Below are 17,853 nucleotides of genomic sequence, written 5' to 3'. Positions count from 1 at the left end.
CCTTGGTGCAGGAAGTACGCTAGCATAATTGTGGAGTAGTGTGAACGAATGAGCGCGGGTGTTGTGTGGCCGATCAGGCGCTGAGAGGTAGGGCCTGCTCTTTTCTGAGAAGCCGGTAGCCGGTTTCGGCGACCTTGACAATGAGGGCCGCGCCGCCGTCTCGGGTTGCAAGTTTCTGATTGAGCGAAGCGACGAGTTGATCCAGCTCCCGGTCGTGGGAGAGGGTATCGTCGCCCCACAACAGACTGCGGAGTTCCTCTCGCGGCACCACCTTCCCCGTTGTCTTGGCCAAACGCAGCAGGCTTTGCCATTCCGGCTTGGTCAGGACCAGCTGGCGTCCCCGGAAGGTGGCGACGTATTGGGTGGCGTCGAGTGCGAGATCATCATCGAGATCGTCGAGATTTTCCGGCATGCTGGCGGCGAGGCGCCGCAGCACGGCATGCACCCGAGCAACCAGCTCGCGAGGGCTGTACGGCTTCGTCAGAATATCATCGGCTCCGCTTTCCAGCCCCGCCACACGCGAGTCTTCCGAGGTCACGGCTGTGACGAGAATGATGCCCATCGATTTTGTTTGCGGATCCTCGCGCAGCCGCCGGCACAAGTCTTTGCCGCCGATACCCGGCACCATGAGATCCAGCACGACTAAGGCGGGCCGGTTCTTCCAGATATCCTGAATCCCGGTCGGTCCGTCAAAGGCAATATTGGTGCGAAACGAGGCCTTGCGGAGAACCTGGTCGACAGCCCGGGCCTGGTCTTGATCGGCTTCGATGATTTGGATGACTTCAAGGCTCATAGATGTGCTCGTGTCCTATGTCTATCGGCAGGAACGGAGAAAATCTTGAGCTGGAGAAAACTGTTGGAGGGTGTTGCCTCAAACCTCGAACGGCCTGCCTGGCGGTCAGGGCCGGTGCGTGCCGATCAAGCGATGGAGGCTGTCGAAAGCCTGGCTGACCCAGGAGTCGGAGGTGCCTGGTTTGGGACCGCCGTTCGTCCGTCCGGCGGTGGAAGCGGCCAGCTGTTTGATCCGGCCGGCAACATCGCGATAATCCGGCTGGGTGCGCGCGAGTTGGCGATAGACTGTCAGCGCTTCCTTATTCTGGAGGGAGGATTGGAGCGACCGAGCGAGCATGTATTGCACATCGAGGATTTCTTTGGGCGAGGCTGAGGAATCGTTCAGGGCGACGCGGAAGGCTTGGATGGCTGCCCGCAAGTTCCCCATGGTTCTGCAGCAGATGCCGATTTGAGCGTGGGCTTTCAGCCACAACGCGGGATTCTTGCTCGCCTCTTCGAAGAGGGCCATGGCCTCCTCAAGACGGTTCTCATTTTTCATGCGCAACCCGTCCTGATACAGGGCCTCGGAATTCTGCTCTTTGGAGGCGGTGCGAGGCAGATCCGCTGCCTGGGGGGCGGCCTTGGGTTGGGGGATGGCGGCATCGATCTCGGTCGTATCTTCGGGCGCGGCCGCCAGAACAGCCAGCTCCTCACGTCCCGCGAGCGGCAGAATACCGCCTTTGCTCCGGTCCAGCGCCGCCTGCGCAACCAGCTTGGACGTGATCACTCTCGCCTGTTCGGCAAATCCGTAAGTCAGGGCGATCTCGCAGACTTGATTGATGAGGCGAGGATTGCCCTTCGTCAGCCGATGAATGAGAGCGCAGGACTTGTTCGTGAAGAGCGAGGGAGATCCGCCGGCGACCCGCAACCGGTGGCGAATGCAATGCCCCGTTTCCGTTTCGGTGAGCGGTTCGAGATGATAGTCTACGACGATACGCTGGGCGAACTGCGTCATGTCGATCCGCTGGAGCAGCGCATGAAGGTCAGGCTGGCCGGACAGAATTATCTGCAACTTTAGGATTTTGCCGTCGTTGAGATTGGACAGCAGTCGAAGTTCTTCGAGCAGCTCGACGCCGAGACTTTGCGCTTCATCGACAATAAGGATGACCCGGCGGTGTTGTTTCGACTCTTGTACCAGGAATTGCGTGAAGACGTGATAGGCCTCGACCGGATCGAGTTGCTTGGTGCTCAGCCCGAGGGAGAGCAGAATCCAGGGTAACAGATGCTCAATGTCGTAGCGCGCGTTGGTGATGAGCCCGATCGAATGTTTCTGCCCGTGTTCGGCGATGAGTTTTTGCAACAGCGAGGTTTTGCCCATGCCGGGGTCGCCGGTGAGGACCATGAACGGGGCCTGGCTAAGGATGCCGTATTCCAGCAGGCCATAGGCGGCCCGATGCACCGACCCGGCATAGAGAAAGTCGCTATCCGGAAGGAGCGCGAAGGGCTTGGCGCGAAGATTGTAAAAAGTTTCGTACATAACCCGTTAGTTCCCCAAGAGCTTTCTCATGGTCGCCGGTGTGGCGGCCAGTTGTCCGGCCTTATTGAGGACGGTGCCAAGCACCGGCCGCGAGTCCTTCACCAGTGAGAATGCCCGTTGAACATCTTCTGCGGAGGTCTTTCCTTCTTCCACCACCAGAAGCAGCGCATCGGTATAGGGAGCAAAGGCCAGCACATCGGCGGTCTGCAACAGCGGAGGCAAGTCGAAGATCACAATCCGCGAGGGATAGCGGTGTTTGAATTCCTCGACCAGCGCCAGCATCTTCGGGGATGTCAGGATTTCGGTGGAATTCTGAATCGCCCTTCCTCCTGGGAGCAGCACGAACCGGCCGATTCCTGGATGGACCAGTAGATTTTCGACGGGCACGTCATCGAGAAGATAATCGGCCAGACCGGCGCAGTCCTTCAATCCGAAGACGTCATGGATGCTGGGATTGCGCAGGTTGGCATCGACCAGCAAGACGGTCTGTGTGGATTCCATGGCCAGACTGATAGCCAGATTCACCGCTGTGAGCGTCTTGCCTTCGCCGTCGCCGGGACTCGTGATCCCGAGCACGTTCCAGCCCTTTTCACGGAGCCGGTGCATCACCTGCGTGCGGAGGATCTTGAACGCGTCGACGAAGGGGCCTTTGTCGTAGGCCGCCATGACGCGCCGCTGGCGGAGGACCGAAAGAGGGACATCCAGCGATTTGGTTCTGGTATAGACAATCGGAGGCGGCACCGCTTGAGGGCCGCCGGATCGTCCTCCGGGAGTCTGATTGGAAGACCCGCTCTGTTGGTCCTTATACAGTTGTACCGCAGTGCGAAATCGGTCCATGGGATCTCCTACAACACGTCAATGACTTACTCTATGCCAAATCGCCTAAGGGCTGCAAACCAGAGCACATCGAGCGGCACGACGAACGCATGCAGCAGCAACAGGATCATCGCCAATGCGCCGACGCCGGCTCCCCTGACAAGCCGCCGGCGTTTGACGGCCTTCGAGAGATCCTGCTCGTTGGGCATGAAGGGCACCACGGCCAACGGGAACATGTGAGTCAGTTGCGCGAGCTGTTCCGGTGTGCGGATAGAATGGTCCAGCGATTCCGCCGCAGCGCCCGATCCGAGTCCCCCGCCGACGGCCAGGATGAAGCCGAGCAGCACGATCGCAAGGCGATTGGGTTTATCCGGCTTCTCCGGAAGGCTGGGCGGATCGATGAGCGAGAATCGTTCGCCCTTGCGCTGCACTTCCAAGCCCTCCGATACCTTGGCCTCTAATAGCCTGGAGCGAATGTCCTGATACTTCTGACCTGAGGTGTCCCGGTCCCGAATCAAGACGAGATATTCCGGCTCGAGTTCCGGTGTCTTTTCCAAACGCGTCGCATAGGATTGGAGGCGTTGCTTCACATCGGCTTTAGTTTTGCGAAGCGCATCCAGGGAAGACGTGGCGGAGTTCAGTTGTGCCTGGAGGTTGATATAGGCAGGGTTCTCCGGCCGCTGCATCGGGTTCTTGCGCGGCGGTACAGCCCTGAGCTTCCGTACTTCCTGCTCAAGAGCCGCGATGCGCCGCCTGGCCTGCACCACGTCCGGATGTTCATTGCCCAGTCGCTCTGAAATAGTTGCGAGCGAGGCCCGGGCATCGACGAGTTGTTTCGAGGCCTCCTCGACCTCGGGAAGGTGGCCGGTCTCTTTCTCCAGAGCCTCAATTTCCTGTTTCATCTTCACAATATCGGGATGGTCTGGGGCCAGATTGCCCGAAGCGCCCGCATATTCCGCACGGAGGGCCCGGAGGCGATCGGCTGAGTCTAAAATGCGTTCGCCGCTGGCAGAAATCATCGGGCTGTTCGGCTTGATCGTGGCCAGCTCGCCCTCCAGATAATTCTTGCGCTCCTCGAGCGTGCGGATCTGCTGGTCGACATCCATCAATTCCCGGTCGGATTGATTCATGAGCTGTTGATTGAGCTGCATCAGCTCCGGCAGAGCGCCTTGCGCCCGTTGTTTGAATGCCGCGATTTTGTCGTCGATCTCACCGATATGTTTGGCGAGATTATCGGCTTCCTGTTGGAGAAACGACGTGGCCTCCTGGGCTTGCCGTTCGCGGCTCTTGAGATTCTGTCCAAGGAACAAACTCGTCAGCTCGTTCGCCACCTTTTGCGCAAGGTCTGGAGACTTGCTCTGGTAGGCGACGGTGAAGGCAATGGTAGCCTTGGTGGCATGTTGAGTGCGCTTGTCGACCACGTCGGCGCTGATCACTTCCACCTGGATATCCTTGATGAAGCGCTTGACGACTTCTTCGGCCGGACTGGCCTCGCGCTGTTCCGGATAGAGGTTGAATTGCTCGACGACTTTCCAAAGCGTCGTGCGGCTCATGACCTGCTGTTTGATGGTCTCGATGCGCTGGTCGGCATAACTGGTAATGGTCGATCGAACAAGGTCGGTCGGAATCTCCTGCTCCTCAATCAGAATCGTAGCCATGGACTTGTAGGTCGGCGGCCAGAGGAATGCGGCTGCGAGGCTGAGGAGCAATAGAATTCCCCCCGTTGTCAGAATGAGCGTCCTGCGCCGGGCAAAGACCGCAACATAGTCCTGAAGGCTTTGTGTGGAATCAGTTGAGGTCATGTGAGATTGAGGTCCCATAATCAGTTCGCTCAGTTTGAAAGCGCGAGTTTCGGTGGATAATAGGTCAACATCAGCATCGCGGCGTTGGACGTCGCCGGGGTTAGGAAGTTTTCCACATCTCGCCAGCCGTAGGTATAGGAGGCTTCGAGCCTCCACCATTCGAGAAACTTCCAGGCCAGTTTTGGAGATAAAGAAGCATACCGCTGTTCGGGAAACGAGCCTCCCGATGATCTCTGCGTCGCGCCAGTGACAAGATATCCGTTGGCATCCAGCGAGGCCAGGAGGGTCTCAGAAACCTTGTAGGAACCGGAGAGTGTCACCCGGTCGGTTTGGATCAGCAAGCCGAACCCGCTGGGAATGATATCGCGGGCTACGTTGAGCTGGATAGAGCCGCTCTCGAATTGTCTTGTGAGGCTCGCGCCATAGACCCATACCGTTTCTTTAGCCTTGAGATCCCCGGCTGGTCCCTGAGTCGTCGAGCCGATAAATCGAGGCCCGCCGAATGCGGTGCCAGTGAGAGACTCCGTGAAGGCGTGAGTCACAGTCATCATTGCTCCAGGAAATGTTGCGCGGAAGCCGAACGGAGCGTTTGTCGTATTGAAACTCGTGTAGATCCCTGCCAATTGCACCTGATCCTGCTCGGTGACTTGATACAGCAAGCCGCCGGACCCACCCAAGAGCTGATAGTTCACTAAGCCGAGACGAAGACCACTTTCATAAGTGGTGTCGGAAAACTGAAAGGAGGACTGCAACGATAATTTCTCGGTTAAGCTCCTGGTCCATGTTGGATTGGCATTCCATTGGTTCCGTTGCGTAAATCGCACCACAACTCCGGTCGTCAGAAGTTCGCTCATCAATGTGTTATCACGGGTAAAGCCGCCGGTAAACCCCAGAAGGTCCTTTTCCGTCTTATAGCGCATCGAGAGAGGCAGGAAGATATTCGTAAAAGTCGTCTCCTCGCCTCCATAATATGTGACGAAATCCGCAGCCACTTTGCCGCTCACTTCCAGCCGTTCTGTTTTTCCGGCAAATTCGGCTGCCGGCGAGATCCAGTACCCATAGGTCTCATCGTGCGGCAGCGGAGTGAGAAGCAGGTTGTCGTTGTACACGCCTTTGACTCCGATGGACGGAAGTATCGACCACTCTGCGGCCCAGATCCCTGTTGGCAGCACGGCATAGAACAACACAGCAAGAAGCAGCTTCCCAAGAAGGCCGAGGCTGAGGTTAAGGCTGAGTGAAGAGGAGCGCAAAGCTTGCAACCTGAGCCTCAACCTAGACCTTCACGACAATGCTAGTGTGCCGTTTCAACATAGTCCTACGGCACCATCACGGTGTCGCCGCGTTGGAGGAGAATATTCTGCTCCAGGTCCTGCCCCTTGCGGAGATCGCCGTAGCGCACCGGGAAGACCTGCTGCTGTCCCCTCACCCGCCGGATCACCTTGATGTCGTTTTCCGCGGCGAAGGGCGTCAGCCCTCCAGCCAGACTCAATGCTTGCAGAACATCGGTATAGTGGCCGATCAGGTATTCTCCCGGCTTGTTGACCCGTCCGACGACATAGATCTTGTAGCTGAGCACCTTCATGACTGCGACGGACACATTCGGGTTCGGGATATATTTGACCAGTCGTTTGACTAGATCTGTCCGAATCTCCTCTACCGTCCGGTCCTCGGCCTGGATATCCCCGACTAGAGGAAACGAGAACATACCGTCGGGACGAACCACGACTTCTCGCGTCAGCTGCTCATCCTTCCAGACCGAAATCAGCATGACATCTTCCGCTCCGAGGCGATACCCGGGATCGACTTGAGGCACAACCGGCGGCGCAGCCATGGCGGGCGATCCAATCAACAGTGATTCGATTATCACGATGCCGATCATCGCGAGTGGCCTCAGGTATTGCAAAAGCAAATGATGGTCAAACATACGTCGTCTCCTACCCTTTCATCTGAGACAGGATCTGTTCCGCTTCCTGTCTCCCCTGGAACGATTCAGTGCTCTTCAGTGCCTTGGCGAGGTAGGTCCTGGCTTCGGATGTCTTGCCCGTCTGGAAGTAGGCCATTCCAAGATGATAGTTCAGCGTCGGGACATCCGGGGCTTTCGTGACGGCATCCTTCATGATCCGCAACGCCTCTTCCTGCTGTCCCATCTTGAGACGCACCCATCCCAGCGTATCCAGAAAGAGCGGGTGCGGCGCGTCTTTTTCGAAGTCGCGGCTCAACGCGAAGGCCTTTTGCAAACTCTGAGGGTCCCCTTTGGAATCGACGAGCATCACCGCGAGATTGTTCGCCGCCAGTACGTTGCGAGGATTCAAGCGCAATGCTCCATCGTAGGCCGCGATGGCCGGATCGATCTGCCCCTGGGCTGTATGGGCCAAGGCCAGCAGCATGTATAACTCTTCGCTGTCCTGGTTGGCCGTCAGACCGGCCTGGATGACCTGGACCGCCTGATCCGGCTGCTTCTGGGCGAGCCAGAGGCTTCCCCAATCGAGCCAGGGCGTGATCCACTGGGAGTTGACCCTGGTCGCTTCTTTGAACTGGCTGTCGGCTTCGTTGGGGTGGCCGGTCATGGCGAGGACTTCGCCCAGTAGGCCGTGGCCGAACAAATGATTCGGTTGCGCGGCCACCAGCGTTTCCAGCCGGGCTCTGGTCTTGGCGGTATGGCCTTGCGCGATATCCAGCTTGATGAGCGACAGGAGCGGCTCCGGCTCGTTCGGAACCAGCGCGGTCGCCCGCTCATAGGCCATACCGGCCTGATCGAGCTGTCCCTGCGCCTCCCGCAGCCGGCCTTCTGCCATAGCCGCGACGACGCTGTCCTTGGAAACGGACTTGAGCCGTTCGAGCGTGCGTTCTGCGTCAGTCCAATTTTTCGTCACAAGATCGAGGTTCATCAGCATGTCGAGCGCAGCCAGGTCGTCGGGCCGTTGCTTCAAGAGGTCGTCGAGCCTGGCGCGGGCCTGCTGAGGTCTGCCGCTCTGACTTTCGAGCGCGGCCAGAGAGCGGCGGGCATCCACCTGTCCCGGATAGAGGGCGACTGCCCGTTCGAAACTTTCCTTCGCCAGGTTGATCTCTCCGGTGATCTGATAGGACTGACCGAGCAGAAAATGGACGGTCGCCAATTCAGGCTGGTCGTGCAAGACAGTTCGGAAGGCCTGCACGGCGTCTTTGCCGTTGCGTTTTGCCAGGGCCATGCGTCCGGAGAGCACCAACGCCTCGGTCGATCGAGGATTGATCTTCAAGACTTCTGTGATTTGCCGGCTCGCGTCCACCTGTTTTCCTGCATACAGGTCCAGCTCTGCCAGCTTAACCGTGGCGTCCAAACCGGCCGCCTTGTCCTTATGCTCTTTGATCAGGGCTTGATATTGTTCGCGGGCCTGAGGCTCCTGTCCGTTCTTGAGATAGAACTCCGCCAGGCCGAAGCGAAGTTTAGTCGAATGGGACAAGTGGCTCGCCGCGTCCAGGAGCACCTGCTCCGCAGCGCGAGCGTTCTTCCTGGTCTGGAGAAAATCGGCCAGCAGAAGCCGGCGCTCTTCACTCTGTGGGTCGAGCGCGATCGCCTCGCGCAAGACGGTCTCCGCCTTCTCGGGGGCACCCTGTCCGTCGTAGAGCCGGGCCAGTCTCAACCGGTGATCGAACACCGTCGGTTCTGCATCGATCATGCGGCGGGCCACAGATTCCGCGCCGGCGAGATCCTTGGCCTGGAGCAGAATCGCATTCAAATTATTGAGGAGATCCATGTCCTTCGGATGGGCATCCAACGCCGGCCGAAGAACGGCGACGGCATCCGCAGTTCGCCGTTGCTGGCCATAGAGCGTCGCCAGCAGGATCGCGACGTCCGGCTCTGTGGGAAACTCCTTGGCGAGGGCTTCCCCTTTGAGGGTGGCCTCCGGCAGCGATCCCTCCAGCGCCAGGACGGCGATTTTCAGTGCCTGGGCTTGTGGATTCCGGGGATCGTTTGCGAGAACTTTGTCGGCGGTCGCGACCACCTGGTCGCTCAGACGGGCTTCCAGATAATACTTGGCCAGGGTAATCAGCGCGGCGCTGTGGGTGGGAACGAGTTCGATCACTTCCTGATAAAGACCCACGGCGTTGCGCCAGTTCTTTTCCTTTTCCTCGACTTGCGCAAAGAGGAAGTAGGCATCGGCGTCTTTCGGGTCGATCTTCAGCACATTGCGCAAGGCCACCCGCGCCTTCGGATAGTTCCCGGCCGTGAGATAGTCTTGAGCCTTGGCCCGGTACTTGGCCTTGCGCTCTTCCGGCCCGCCGCAGGCGACGAGGCCGACCGCCACAATCACGATGATGATGTTTCTGTAGTTCATGGTGTTACCTTTGTGTTGCGCGCTTCCCCTAACCTCCAACGGTTTGCCTTCGCTCACAGCCACATTTTGATCCCCAAGCCGAACAGTACCCAGAGGGAGACCAGCCCGAGTTGCTTGACTCGATCAGAAAATGCGTGGAGGAGCAACTCAAAGGAAAAAAACAGCACGATCAGTTTACCTGCGAACAGACCGAGTGACGAGATGTCCGCATGGAGTTCCGGAAGGAACGGGAAAACGACGGCGAGGCAGACCATCAGGTAGTCCAGAGGAGTGGTCTGGAACCGGCTTTGGCTGTCGAAGCGCATGGTCAGCAGGACCATGATCGCCATGGCGCCGAACAGGAGATGATAGGTCGCGGGAATAGGAAACACCGCCTTCAACCAGGAGGCGTCGCTGACATACAGCAGGCAGGTGCTGCCGAGATAGAGCCCTCCGCGCACAAAATAGGGCGCCAGCCGGGGAATGAATGCGAGCCCGAGCAGGACGAGGAGAAACAGTCCGGTCGACAGGTAGCCGATATCGTGCGGGACCTCGGCCGGAAGAAACACCGTCGCAATCAGAAACAGAGGGACTACGATGGCCAGGAAGCGAATGGGCAAATCATGGAGCCAGTGACGATTCAGGACTTCTTCGAGCCATTGCTCGGAACGGACCAGCGCCCCCTCCGGAGCCGGTTTGGCAAAGAAGCCCCGGCCTGCGGCGATAAACAGAGCCAGGACGATGCCGGCCAGTCCGAGGTACAGGGGGATGATCAAGATATCCGATTGCCAGCGCAGGAAATAGGCCGATGCCACCATGAGCCCCTGGATGCCATAAATGGCCGTGACGGCTTCGTAGTGGCGCAGGCCCATCGCCATGAGTTTATGGTGAATATGGGTGCGGTCTCCGACGAACGGCGATCGTCCTTCGGACAACCGTTGCGCCGAGACCCCCAGAGTATCCAGAAACGGCAAGCCCAGCAGAAAGAGCGAGAGAGAAGCGCTGAATGGGCCCCTGGCCGAGTCGGTCAGAAGAATCGCCAGGACTCCCATCATGAATCCGAGCAGTTGGCTGCCGCCGTCTCCCATGAAAATTCTGGCCGGATAGGTGTTGTATCGCAGGAAGCCCAGAAGCCCTCCCATGAAGGGAACGGCCAGCAAGAGCACCAGCGAGTCGTTCGAGAGATGTGCAAGATACGCGATTCCGCAGAGCGTGAGGAAAGACAGTCCCCCGGCCAATCCGTCGAGGCCGTCGGTCAGATTGACGGCGTTTGAGACCGCCGCAAGGAAGAGAATCGTGACGGGGATGCTGACCCACAGCGTGAGATCCGCGTCGAGCAGGAACGGCAGGCTCTCGAAACGGATGCCTCCGATGAGGATGACCGCGAGGGCGGCGAGGATTTGTCCTGCCAGTTTAACGCGGTAGCCCAGATTCACCCGGTCGTCCCAGACGCCGAATCCCAGGATGATCAATCCGCCCAGGAGCACCGACAGTGTGGTGATATCCTTCGGCGCCCACCAGGCAATGCTGGCGCAGGCCCCGAGCGCGAAGGCAATGCCCCCCACTCTGGGGACCGGATGGTGATGTACCTTGCGTTCGCCCGGTTGATCCATGAAATGAAACCGCTCGGCCAGCATCCGCAACGGCGGGATCAGCGCCATGCAAATGAGCAGCGAGGTCATGAAGCTGAAAAATAGTTCGCTCGTCATCGGTGAACTCGTAAATCGTCAATGGTCATTCGTCAACCGTCATAGCTAACACGCGTGAGGTTATAGGTCCGAGGCAACTACCTCGCGCCTCTCACCTCTAGCCTCTTGCCCTGCCTTAGTCAGGCACATACCGGTTCAACTCGGGTTGCAGGGCTGATACGAACTGCCGCATCCGTTGATCGACGAGCTCTTCGGTTTCGCCCGGCCCGACAAGAGAGGCGATACGCACCAGCGCTCCGTCGGTTCGCGCGCGCAGGAGGGCATCCCAGAATAAATAGAATTTCACCAGGTACTCGCTGGTGAGAATGCGGTCCCGCTGTTTAAACCAGTACAGGACGATTTGTTTCTGATTGCCCTTCTCGATGACGGCGCGGTTGGCATGGAGCTGCTGCGCCATGCCGGGCACCGGAGCGAACGCCAAGTTTGTGATCGAGGAGATTTCCCATCCGCCGCCGGGGAGGCAGCTCTGCGGAGAATGGGCCGATTGCCCTTTTCGTTGCGATCGGTAGTAGGCCGAGTAGAACGTCACCGGCTGGCTGCCGCCATGGCGATATTCCGCCAACACGTAGTCGTCGAACCGCAGCGCGTCGATGTACTGCTGCTCCAGCGACAAGGATGTGCCGGTCCATTCTTCGATGTGCATAGGGAAATCGACGAACAACGCTCTGTCAGGCGGAACTTCTACTCTCTGGCCGAGGAAGGAGGAGGCGAATGCCGCGGGAATCAAGAGCGCCACGCTGAAGAGGTAGGCGGGTCCGAGCAATACAGTGTTGGAGGTATAAGGCTGAAGGTTAGAGGCAGTTGCCTCAGACCTCATACCTCTAACCTCAACCGTGTCTGCACTCCACGTGAATCGGTCTTGAAGAGATACGGATCGACCATCCGATCCGATTCTGGTCAGGATCCACATTTCCAGAATCAGCAGGCCAAGACTCGCCATGAACAGGACCCAGCCCTCGAAGAGATGGGCGAAGCCTTCGGATGCCTCCTGCCCGTACCATTCGACGAGGACGCCGATCATGCCGATGCGAAACCCGTTCACCAGGATCGAGATCGGGATCGACGAGAGGACCAGGATGACGCGTTTCCACATCCGGTCCTTGAACAGATAGGCGCAGAGCAAGGCCAGCGAGGTCAGGGGGAGCAGGTAGCGGATTCCGCTGCAGGCCTCCACGACTTGGAGCTGCACCGGGCCCAGATCGATCACATTCCCTTCACGGAAAGCCGTGACGCCGACGAGTTGCAGACAGCCGACCCCGAGCGCCGATGACCACAACTGCAGTTGGCTCGACAGACCGGCGTATAAGAACGTGGGCAGCGGAATACTGGTCAGCAAATAGCCAAGAGGAAAGGCGATCGTACGACTGGCCTGAAGGCCGATCCCGCCGATCACGAGTCCCACGAGCACAATCCAGAGGGAGAAGTGCTGGAGCACATAGAGCGTGGCGAGTTCCCCGGCCAGATAGAGGAAGAGCCCCGCGATGACAATGGCCATGCCCCACCACGAACCGGCGATGCCCGCGGCAGCGATGCGGTGCCGCGATTGCCAGATGAGAAAGAGGCTGATGAAAGGAACGAACATGCCGTGGCTGTAGTCGTCGCTGCCGATCCAATGGCTGAACAGAAACACCAGGCTCTCAAAGTAGAGGTAGCCCAGTGAAACTGTGGCAAGAACTCCGCTGAAGCCTAGTAAAAGCTTGCTGCTCATAACGATGCGCCCGATGTGATGGATCTACAGCAGAGTGACCGCGTAGAGGATATGTATCTGGATACCAGATTGACCGTAGTAAGGCAACCTTCTTACTAGAATTGTATGGGGCATTTACGTAGCCTCACGGTCATGGGTTGTAGCAACGATCAGCAGTGATTCAATGCAACCATTCGCCTGCATAGCTGAAGAGTTGAGGCTGAAGGTTGGAATGACTTGCCCAATCCGGCTCGACCATCTTTGCCTCAAGCCATTCCCCGCCTTCAACCTCGAGCCTGCTTCGGATAGACAAAGGGCTTGGCGTATCCCTGTGACGGGGCGCCAAGCCCATATCTGTGCTCATGGCTGTGAGCCTAGGCCTGCTGAGTGCCGCGGAGGTTTCTTAAGCCTCCTGCACCGAGACCGACCAGCGAGATGAGCCCCGCTCCAAAGAGGAACACAGCGGCCGGCAACGGCACGGCGGTCAGGCTGTTGATCGCACCGCGCACCGTCACGATGTGCCCGTCGGCGTTCTCAAAGATGAGGCGCCATCTGGTGGCCGTGAGGGAGCTCAAACTCGGCGGATTTTGCAGGGTGGTATTGCCGAACAACCCGCCGCCTTCCCGATCCAGATGGAGATCGAAGCTGAGCGGGGTATAGCCGTTCACCGGCAGGCCCATCGCCGCAGTCACGAGCTTCCAACGGTCTCCGGTGAGTCCGCCGCCCAGATTGCCGCTCTGAGAAATGGTGACAGCATTGGCCCCGGGGGCGAACGACGAGCTATAGCCGCCGATGGCGACAGTCATAGCTTTCACGGCGCCGGGATAATTGCCGCTTCCCCCGCCCGTGGCATTGTCGAATTGGAACGATCCGGTCACGGGTGAAGTCAGGTTCATCGTGGGCGAGAGCAGCGCTCCGCTGATGCTGCTGACTCCTCCTGTGAAGGAATAGCTCACCAGCGCTGCTTGAGCCACGTTCCCTGAGAGGACCAGGGAACACAGCGCGATCGCCGGCAGGAAAAGCCCTTTGATCGTCGACTGTTTGTTCTTCTGCATAAAGTCAGACTCCTTGTAGAGGTGGTACATGCGCACAGCCAGGGGGTTCAGCAAGAGCCAGGCCATCGCTGGAAGGAGCTAACGTATTGGAAATGCAGAGGGTGAAAATGAGCCGCTTGGAACCGTTGTGTGCAGAAGCCTACGAGGAGGGTGCAATTCTGAATCAGGCCACAACCGGCACGGAATGTACGCAGATCGACAATGACTATGCACATGTGCGGTGATATCCTCTCACGCGTCTCTGTCTGCGAATCTCAACGATTCCCCTCCTTCGTAAGGAGGGGGCAGGGGAGGTCGAAGCTTGGCTTCTTGCTCGATATCCGGATGCGGCCGTCGCGTGCTTTATTTCTGAAAGTTATCACGCTTTGATATGGGTATTTCTTCAATTGACACCCATATAGGTGCAGGTTAATGTATGGGCAGTCATCGCCTGGGAACGGAGGGACGTCGATATGAAGACCACGGTTGAGATTGATCAGCAACTCTTACGTGAAGCACAGAAGATGCTAGGCACAGATACGATCAAAGGCACGGTGGAGGCGAGTCTTCGCACGGTCATTCAGCGCAGCCAGCTGGAGAAGTTAGCCAATGCGCTGGGCACCATTCCGCTCGACCTGACGCCGGGCCAACTCCGCTCCCAGCGGCATAAACGAACGCCCCATGTATCTCGTTGACAGCTCCATCTGGATCCATGCCCTTCGTCCGGCGGGGAATGCCGAGATCCAGGCCCGACTCAAACCGTTGATCGTCGAGGGGCAGACGGCCGTCACGGAGTGGATCCTTCTTGAACTGATGACAGGGCTGGTCAAGTCCCAGCAGCCCGCTACTCTCCTCCAGTGGTTTGCGCCGGTGCCACGGCTCCCTTTCAACCAGGAGTGGTGGGAGACCGCGTGGGACCTGGCCGGGCGTCTCAGAAGACACGGCGTGTCTCCTTCAGCAGCAGATTGTCTGATCGCGACCATCGCGGTGAAACACGAGGTGACGTTGATTCACTGCGATACGGACTTCGAGGCAATGAAACCGACTCTTCCCTTGAAGACTCTCGATTGGACCAAGTATCTCCGCACATCCTGAGTCGGGATGGTTGGCGCGTACTTCCACCCCTCACTCGCCACTTCCCTAAATGGGAATCTTGAGGCTAAGGCTGAGGTCGGACGACTTGGAACCGTTGTGTGCAGAAGCCTACGAGGAAGGTTCAATCCTGAATCAGGCCACAACCGGCATGGAATGTGCGCAAATCGTCAATAGATATGCACATGTGCGGTGAGATGAGGGGGCGTGAAACAGAACAGCCGGCGCTTTCGCGCCGGCTGTTCCATGAAACCTACCCTGATGCGGTTTAGGCGATGCTGTTCTTCCGTTGCCGCCAACTCCCCGCTCCGAGACCGGCCAAGGCCACCAGCCCGGCTCCGAACAAAACGACCGCCGCCGGCAACGGCACTGCTGTCATGGCCAGTACTGTTCCCGCAACTACTCTTCCCCCAGGCCCAAATACCAGGCGCCACTGATTGAAGTTGCTGAAAGCAGAGATGCTCGGGGAGGTCGTCGGCGTTGGCAGTGCATTGCTGCCAAACACACTTGCAGGCCCGCGAAGTTGAATCTCAAATATGCTTGGGGCCAGTTGATTCACAGTTGAACCAATAGGAGCGTTTACTGTCACGTTCAGTCTGTCTAGGCCGTTTAACCTGTCTCTGATTTCTACTTGGCCGGAAGGTCCCATTGTCGCGGTATACCCGCCGATATTCAGGCTGAAAGTTTCGATCGTATAGATGCCAGTGCCGGGGTGGCTAATCGGGCCTGACGGGTTGACGGTCATGGTGCCGGACATCGTTTGGCCCGTATTAAATTGCGCTGCCAATCTGGGTGCTACGCGATCCACATCGCCGGTGAAATTGAATATGACGGGCGCGGCCGTGGCCGGAGCAGCCGCAATCCCCGTCAAGGCCAGCAGGCCGGCGATGGAAAGAAGCTGACGGAACGATGAGTGGATGTTATTCATGATACCTCCTCTTGTTACTCTATGGATGATCCTGCGCGGTTATATGCTTTAGACCGATTGGCTCGTTCGCTGGCGACGACTCCCCGCTCCAAGGCCTGCCAAGGCTACGAAACCTGCTCCAAAGAGCACGACCGCCGCCGGCAAGGGGACCGCCGTGAGGGAGGTCAATGTCCCGATCACCTTTGGATTTCCGTTCCCACTGAATACGATGCGCCAGTGGTTGGACACAAAGGATCCGATTCCCGGGGGTGAGGACGTGTTTGCATTCCCGTCGAATTCAAAGCTCACGGGGAAGCGGGAATTCACCGATGATCCGGTTAAGGGACCGAGAGCCGTGTACTGTACAAGCGGACCACCCGTGGTCTTCACGGTTAAAGAATTATCTGCGCTCCCGAGTGCGGCGGTCATGACAGCCGGCCCTCCGAGCGGGCCTAAGCTGAGGGTCATGTTCTTAAAGATGTTGGTGTATTGCGTAGTGTTTGCTCCCGCCGGCGTTCCGGAAGTCGTGGACTCAATAGTAAAGAATCCGGAGAGCTTGTGGGTATTATCAAGCGTCGGTTGCAGTGCACCAGCGACAGAGTTTACGGCACCCTCGAATGAGAACTGTAGAAGCGCGGCCGAGGCCGGTGCGCTGGGTAATGAAAACGTAAGGAGGCTCGCTGCGATTACGGCCAGGATAGTCAGTCTCTTGGGGTAATTCATCATGTTCTCCTTACGGTGTTACACAAAAAACAATGCAGTTGCTATGTAATGCGGCCTCTGCGCTGACGCCCTGATGGGGTATCTGAGGAGAGAGACCAGCTATGTAAGTTTTTCTCTGCCGAACGAAGAAGCCGGAAACCCTTGTAGGGGATAAAGCAGCTCACTTCACGACGTTCCTAGGCACCATAGCCTAATAGGGAAAGCTGCGCAAGAAAAAAGTTCGTTTAGCGAAATGCGTGGATTGGAGGAGATTGTAAAGCTGGAGGGAGGAGGAAGGGTTGGGGAAGAGGTTGAGGCGGAAAGCTGAGAAGTGATTTCTCGATGGGCGAATGACAATCGACCATCGGACTGGGGGAGTTTACGCTCAGACGTCGACCCTACGATGTCATAATCCATACCGAAGTAGCCGTGTATCAGGCGATCTCTCATCCCGGCCGCTGATCGCCAATCGACGTCCGGATAACGCTGTGTGACCCAAGGCGGCGCCTTCTTAATCGCTTCTCCTATAATTTCGAGGCTGCGCACGAAGGCCCGCTTCAACGTCTCATCGCGTGTGAACTGTTCCCGACCAACCCCCTGGAGGTGGGCCGCTAGATAATCCGCCTCATCCAATATATGGCGAAGATGCTCAAGCGGCGAGAGCGGCATATTCCACTTCACCCATAATATGCGGACCAATGTAGGGACCGAGCGCGTCTGTTGTCACGAGCTCAACCCGTCTGTGCAAGAGGTCCTCCAGCAAGACAGCGAGGTTCATGAAATGATCGAATGTCTTTTGGCCGGGTTCGAATTCGACGAGAAAATCGATGTCGCTGTCCTCGCGTTGTTCTCCCCTCACGAACGAACCGAAGAGTCCCAGTCGTCGCACACCAAAGGACCTGAGTCGAACGCGGTTATCGCGAAGGATGGCCAGTACGTCTTGTTTAGTTGCGGGTTGCATACTCATCGACTCTTCTCGCCTCCGGCGGCTTGAGGCTGGAGGTTTGTGGTTCGAGGCCTGAGGAGGCTTGAGGCCGGACTAGAATTCAGCCTTCTTCATAGGGTGGAGCCTAGTTGAAAGCGCCTGTGGGGTCAAGCTCTGGCGGCTTGAGGTCCAAGGCGAGAGGCCTGAGGCCGGTCGGAAGGTTCAGGTCGAGGTTAAGGTTGAACGCTGAGACGTGAGAAGTTTGAGGTCAGAGGTCACTGCCTCCAACATGAAACCGGAAACGTGAAACCCGAAACGATCCCTCCACCCTCTCCCCTCAAACCTCCAACGTCCTCTTCCGCTCAGCCCCGGTTGCGCTCACGACTCGCTGCATGACATCGGTCAGCTTCCTCGCCAGGACCTGGCGATCGACGTGCGCCAGCACATAGCGCCTGCCGCTCGCGCCGAGTGCGCGACATCGAGCGGGATCTTGAGACAATTTCAATACCTGGTCCGCGAGGTCTTTCCCGTTCTCCGGTTCGATGCAGACTCCCCCGCCTGACGACATCACGAGTT

The 17,853-nt window shown here is 58.0% G+C and carries 16 protein-coding genes; 3 read left to right on the top strand and 13 right to left on the bottom strand.

What is annotated here, in order from left to right; all coding sequences use genetic code 11:
• Nucleotides 1-73: 73 nt before the first annotated feature.
• The 10 genes from Q8N04_10005 to Q8N04_09960 all read right to left on the bottom strand — a co-directional run bounded on the left by Q8N04_10005 (nucleotide 74) and on the right by Q8N04_09960 (nucleotide 13,672).
• A complete protein-coding gene (locus Q8N04_10005; protein ID MDP3091002.1) occupies nucleotides 74-793 on the bottom strand; it encodes a response regulator transcription factor in 720 nt (239 codons plus the stop codon).
• A gap of 105 nt (nucleotides 794-898) precedes the next feature.
• Nucleotides 899-2,308 (bottom strand): AAA family ATPase, encoded by a 1,410-nt coding sequence (locus Q8N04_10000; protein MDP3091001.1) that lies wholly within the window; start codon nucleotides 2,306-2,308, stop codon nucleotides 899-901.
• A 6-nt stretch (nucleotides 2,309-2,314) separates the two neighbouring features.
• On the bottom strand, nucleotides 2,315-3,145 hold the full coding sequence (locus Q8N04_09995; GenBank protein ID MDP3091000.1) for a CpsD/CapB family tyrosine-protein kinase: 831 nt from the start codon (nucleotides 3,143-3,145) through the stop codon (nucleotides 2,315-2,317).
• Nucleotides 3,146-3,171: 26 nt separating this feature from the next.
• Entirely contained in the window at nucleotides 3,172-4,926 is a 1,755-nt protein-coding gene (locus Q8N04_09990) for a hypothetical protein (protein MDP3090999.1), read from the bottom strand.
• A gap of 29 nt (nucleotides 4,927-4,955) precedes the next feature.
• The gene (locus tag Q8N04_09985; GenBank protein MDP3090998.1) at nucleotides 4,956-6,185 is read right to left on the bottom strand and encodes a hypothetical protein; all 1,230 of its coding nucleotides are present in this window, start codon (nucleotides 6,183-6,185) and stop codon (nucleotides 4,956-4,958) included.
• 56 nt (nucleotides 6,186-6,241) lie between these two features.
• Nucleotides 6,242-6,850 (bottom strand): polysaccharide biosynthesis/export family protein, encoded by a 609-nt coding sequence (locus Q8N04_09980; protein ID MDP3090997.1) that lies wholly within the window; start codon nucleotides 6,848-6,850, stop codon nucleotides 6,242-6,244.
• Nucleotides 6,851-6,860: 10 nt separating this feature from the next.
• Nucleotides 6,861-9,242: a tetratricopeptide repeat protein gene (locus Q8N04_09975; GenBank protein ID MDP3090996.1), complete on the bottom strand. Its 2,382-nt coding sequence runs from the start codon at nucleotides 9,240-9,242 to the stop codon at nucleotides 6,861-6,863.
• A 53-nt stretch (nucleotides 9,243-9,295) separates the two neighbouring features.
• Nucleotides 9,296-10,930: an MraY family glycosyltransferase gene (locus Q8N04_09970; protein MDP3090995.1), complete on the bottom strand. Its 1,635-nt coding sequence runs from the start codon at nucleotides 10,928-10,930 to the stop codon at nucleotides 9,296-9,298.
• 115 nt (nucleotides 10,931-11,045) lie between these two features.
• Nucleotides 11,046-12,638 (bottom strand): VPLPA-CTERM-specific exosortase XrtD, encoded by a 1,593-nt coding sequence (gene xrtD, locus Q8N04_09965; protein MDP3090994.1) that lies wholly within the window; start codon nucleotides 12,636-12,638, stop codon nucleotides 11,046-11,048.
• 353 nt (nucleotides 12,639-12,991) lie between these two features.
• Nucleotides 12,992-13,672, bottom strand: coding sequence for a hypothetical protein (locus Q8N04_09960; GenBank protein MDP3090993.1), 681 nt, complete (start codon nucleotides 13,670-13,672; stop codon nucleotides 12,992-12,994).
• A 452-nt stretch (nucleotides 13,673-14,124) separates the two neighbouring features.
• Between Q8N04_09960 and Q8N04_09955 the strand changes: the two genes are divergently transcribed.
• On the top strand, nucleotides 14,125-14,346 hold the full coding sequence (locus Q8N04_09955; GenBank protein ID MDP3090992.1) for a type II toxin-antitoxin system VapB family antitoxin: 222 nt from the start codon (nucleotides 14,125-14,127) through the stop codon (nucleotides 14,344-14,346).
• A complete protein-coding gene (locus Q8N04_09950) occupies nucleotides 14,333-14,746 on the top strand; it encodes a PIN domain-containing protein (protein MDP3090991.1) in 414 nt (137 codons plus the stop codon). The genes Q8N04_09955 and Q8N04_09950 overlap by 14 nt, the downstream gene beginning before the upstream one ends.
• 265 nt (nucleotides 14,747-15,011) lie before the next feature.
• Here the strand turns inward: Q8N04_09950 and Q8N04_09945 are convergent, their stop codons facing one another.
• A complete protein-coding gene (locus tag Q8N04_09945; protein MDP3090990.1) occupies nucleotides 15,012-15,671 on the bottom strand; it encodes a hypothetical protein in 660 nt (219 codons plus the stop codon).
• A 154-nt stretch (nucleotides 15,672-15,825) separates the two neighbouring features.
• Between Q8N04_09945 and Q8N04_09940 the strand changes: the two genes are divergently transcribed.
• Nucleotides 15,826-16,368, top strand: a complete 543-nt coding sequence (locus Q8N04_09940; GenBank protein ID MDP3090989.1) for a hypothetical protein — start codon at nucleotides 15,826-15,828, stop codon at nucleotides 16,366-16,368.
• Nucleotides 16,369-17,001: 633 nt separating this feature from the next.
• Here Q8N04_09940 and Q8N04_09935 read toward each other — a convergent pair.
• Nucleotides 17,002-17,319, bottom strand: a complete 318-nt coding sequence (locus tag Q8N04_09935; protein ID MDP3090988.1) for a nucleotidyltransferase family protein — start codon at nucleotides 17,317-17,319, stop codon at nucleotides 17,002-17,004.
• A 295-nt stretch (nucleotides 17,320-17,614) separates the two neighbouring features.
• On the bottom strand, nucleotides 17,615-17,848 hold the full coding sequence (locus tag Q8N04_09930) for a hypothetical protein (GenBank protein ID MDP3090987.1): 234 nt from the start codon (nucleotides 17,846-17,848) through the stop codon (nucleotides 17,615-17,617).
• Nucleotides 17,849-17,853 lie beyond the last annotated feature (5 nt).

The organism is Nitrospira sp. (genome assembly GCA_030692565.1).
In the GTDB taxonomy this organism is placed as follows: domain Bacteria; phylum Nitrospirota; class Nitrospiria; order Nitrospirales; family Nitrospiraceae; genus Nitrospira_D.
This window is presented reverse-complemented; position numbering and strand designations above follow the sequence as displayed.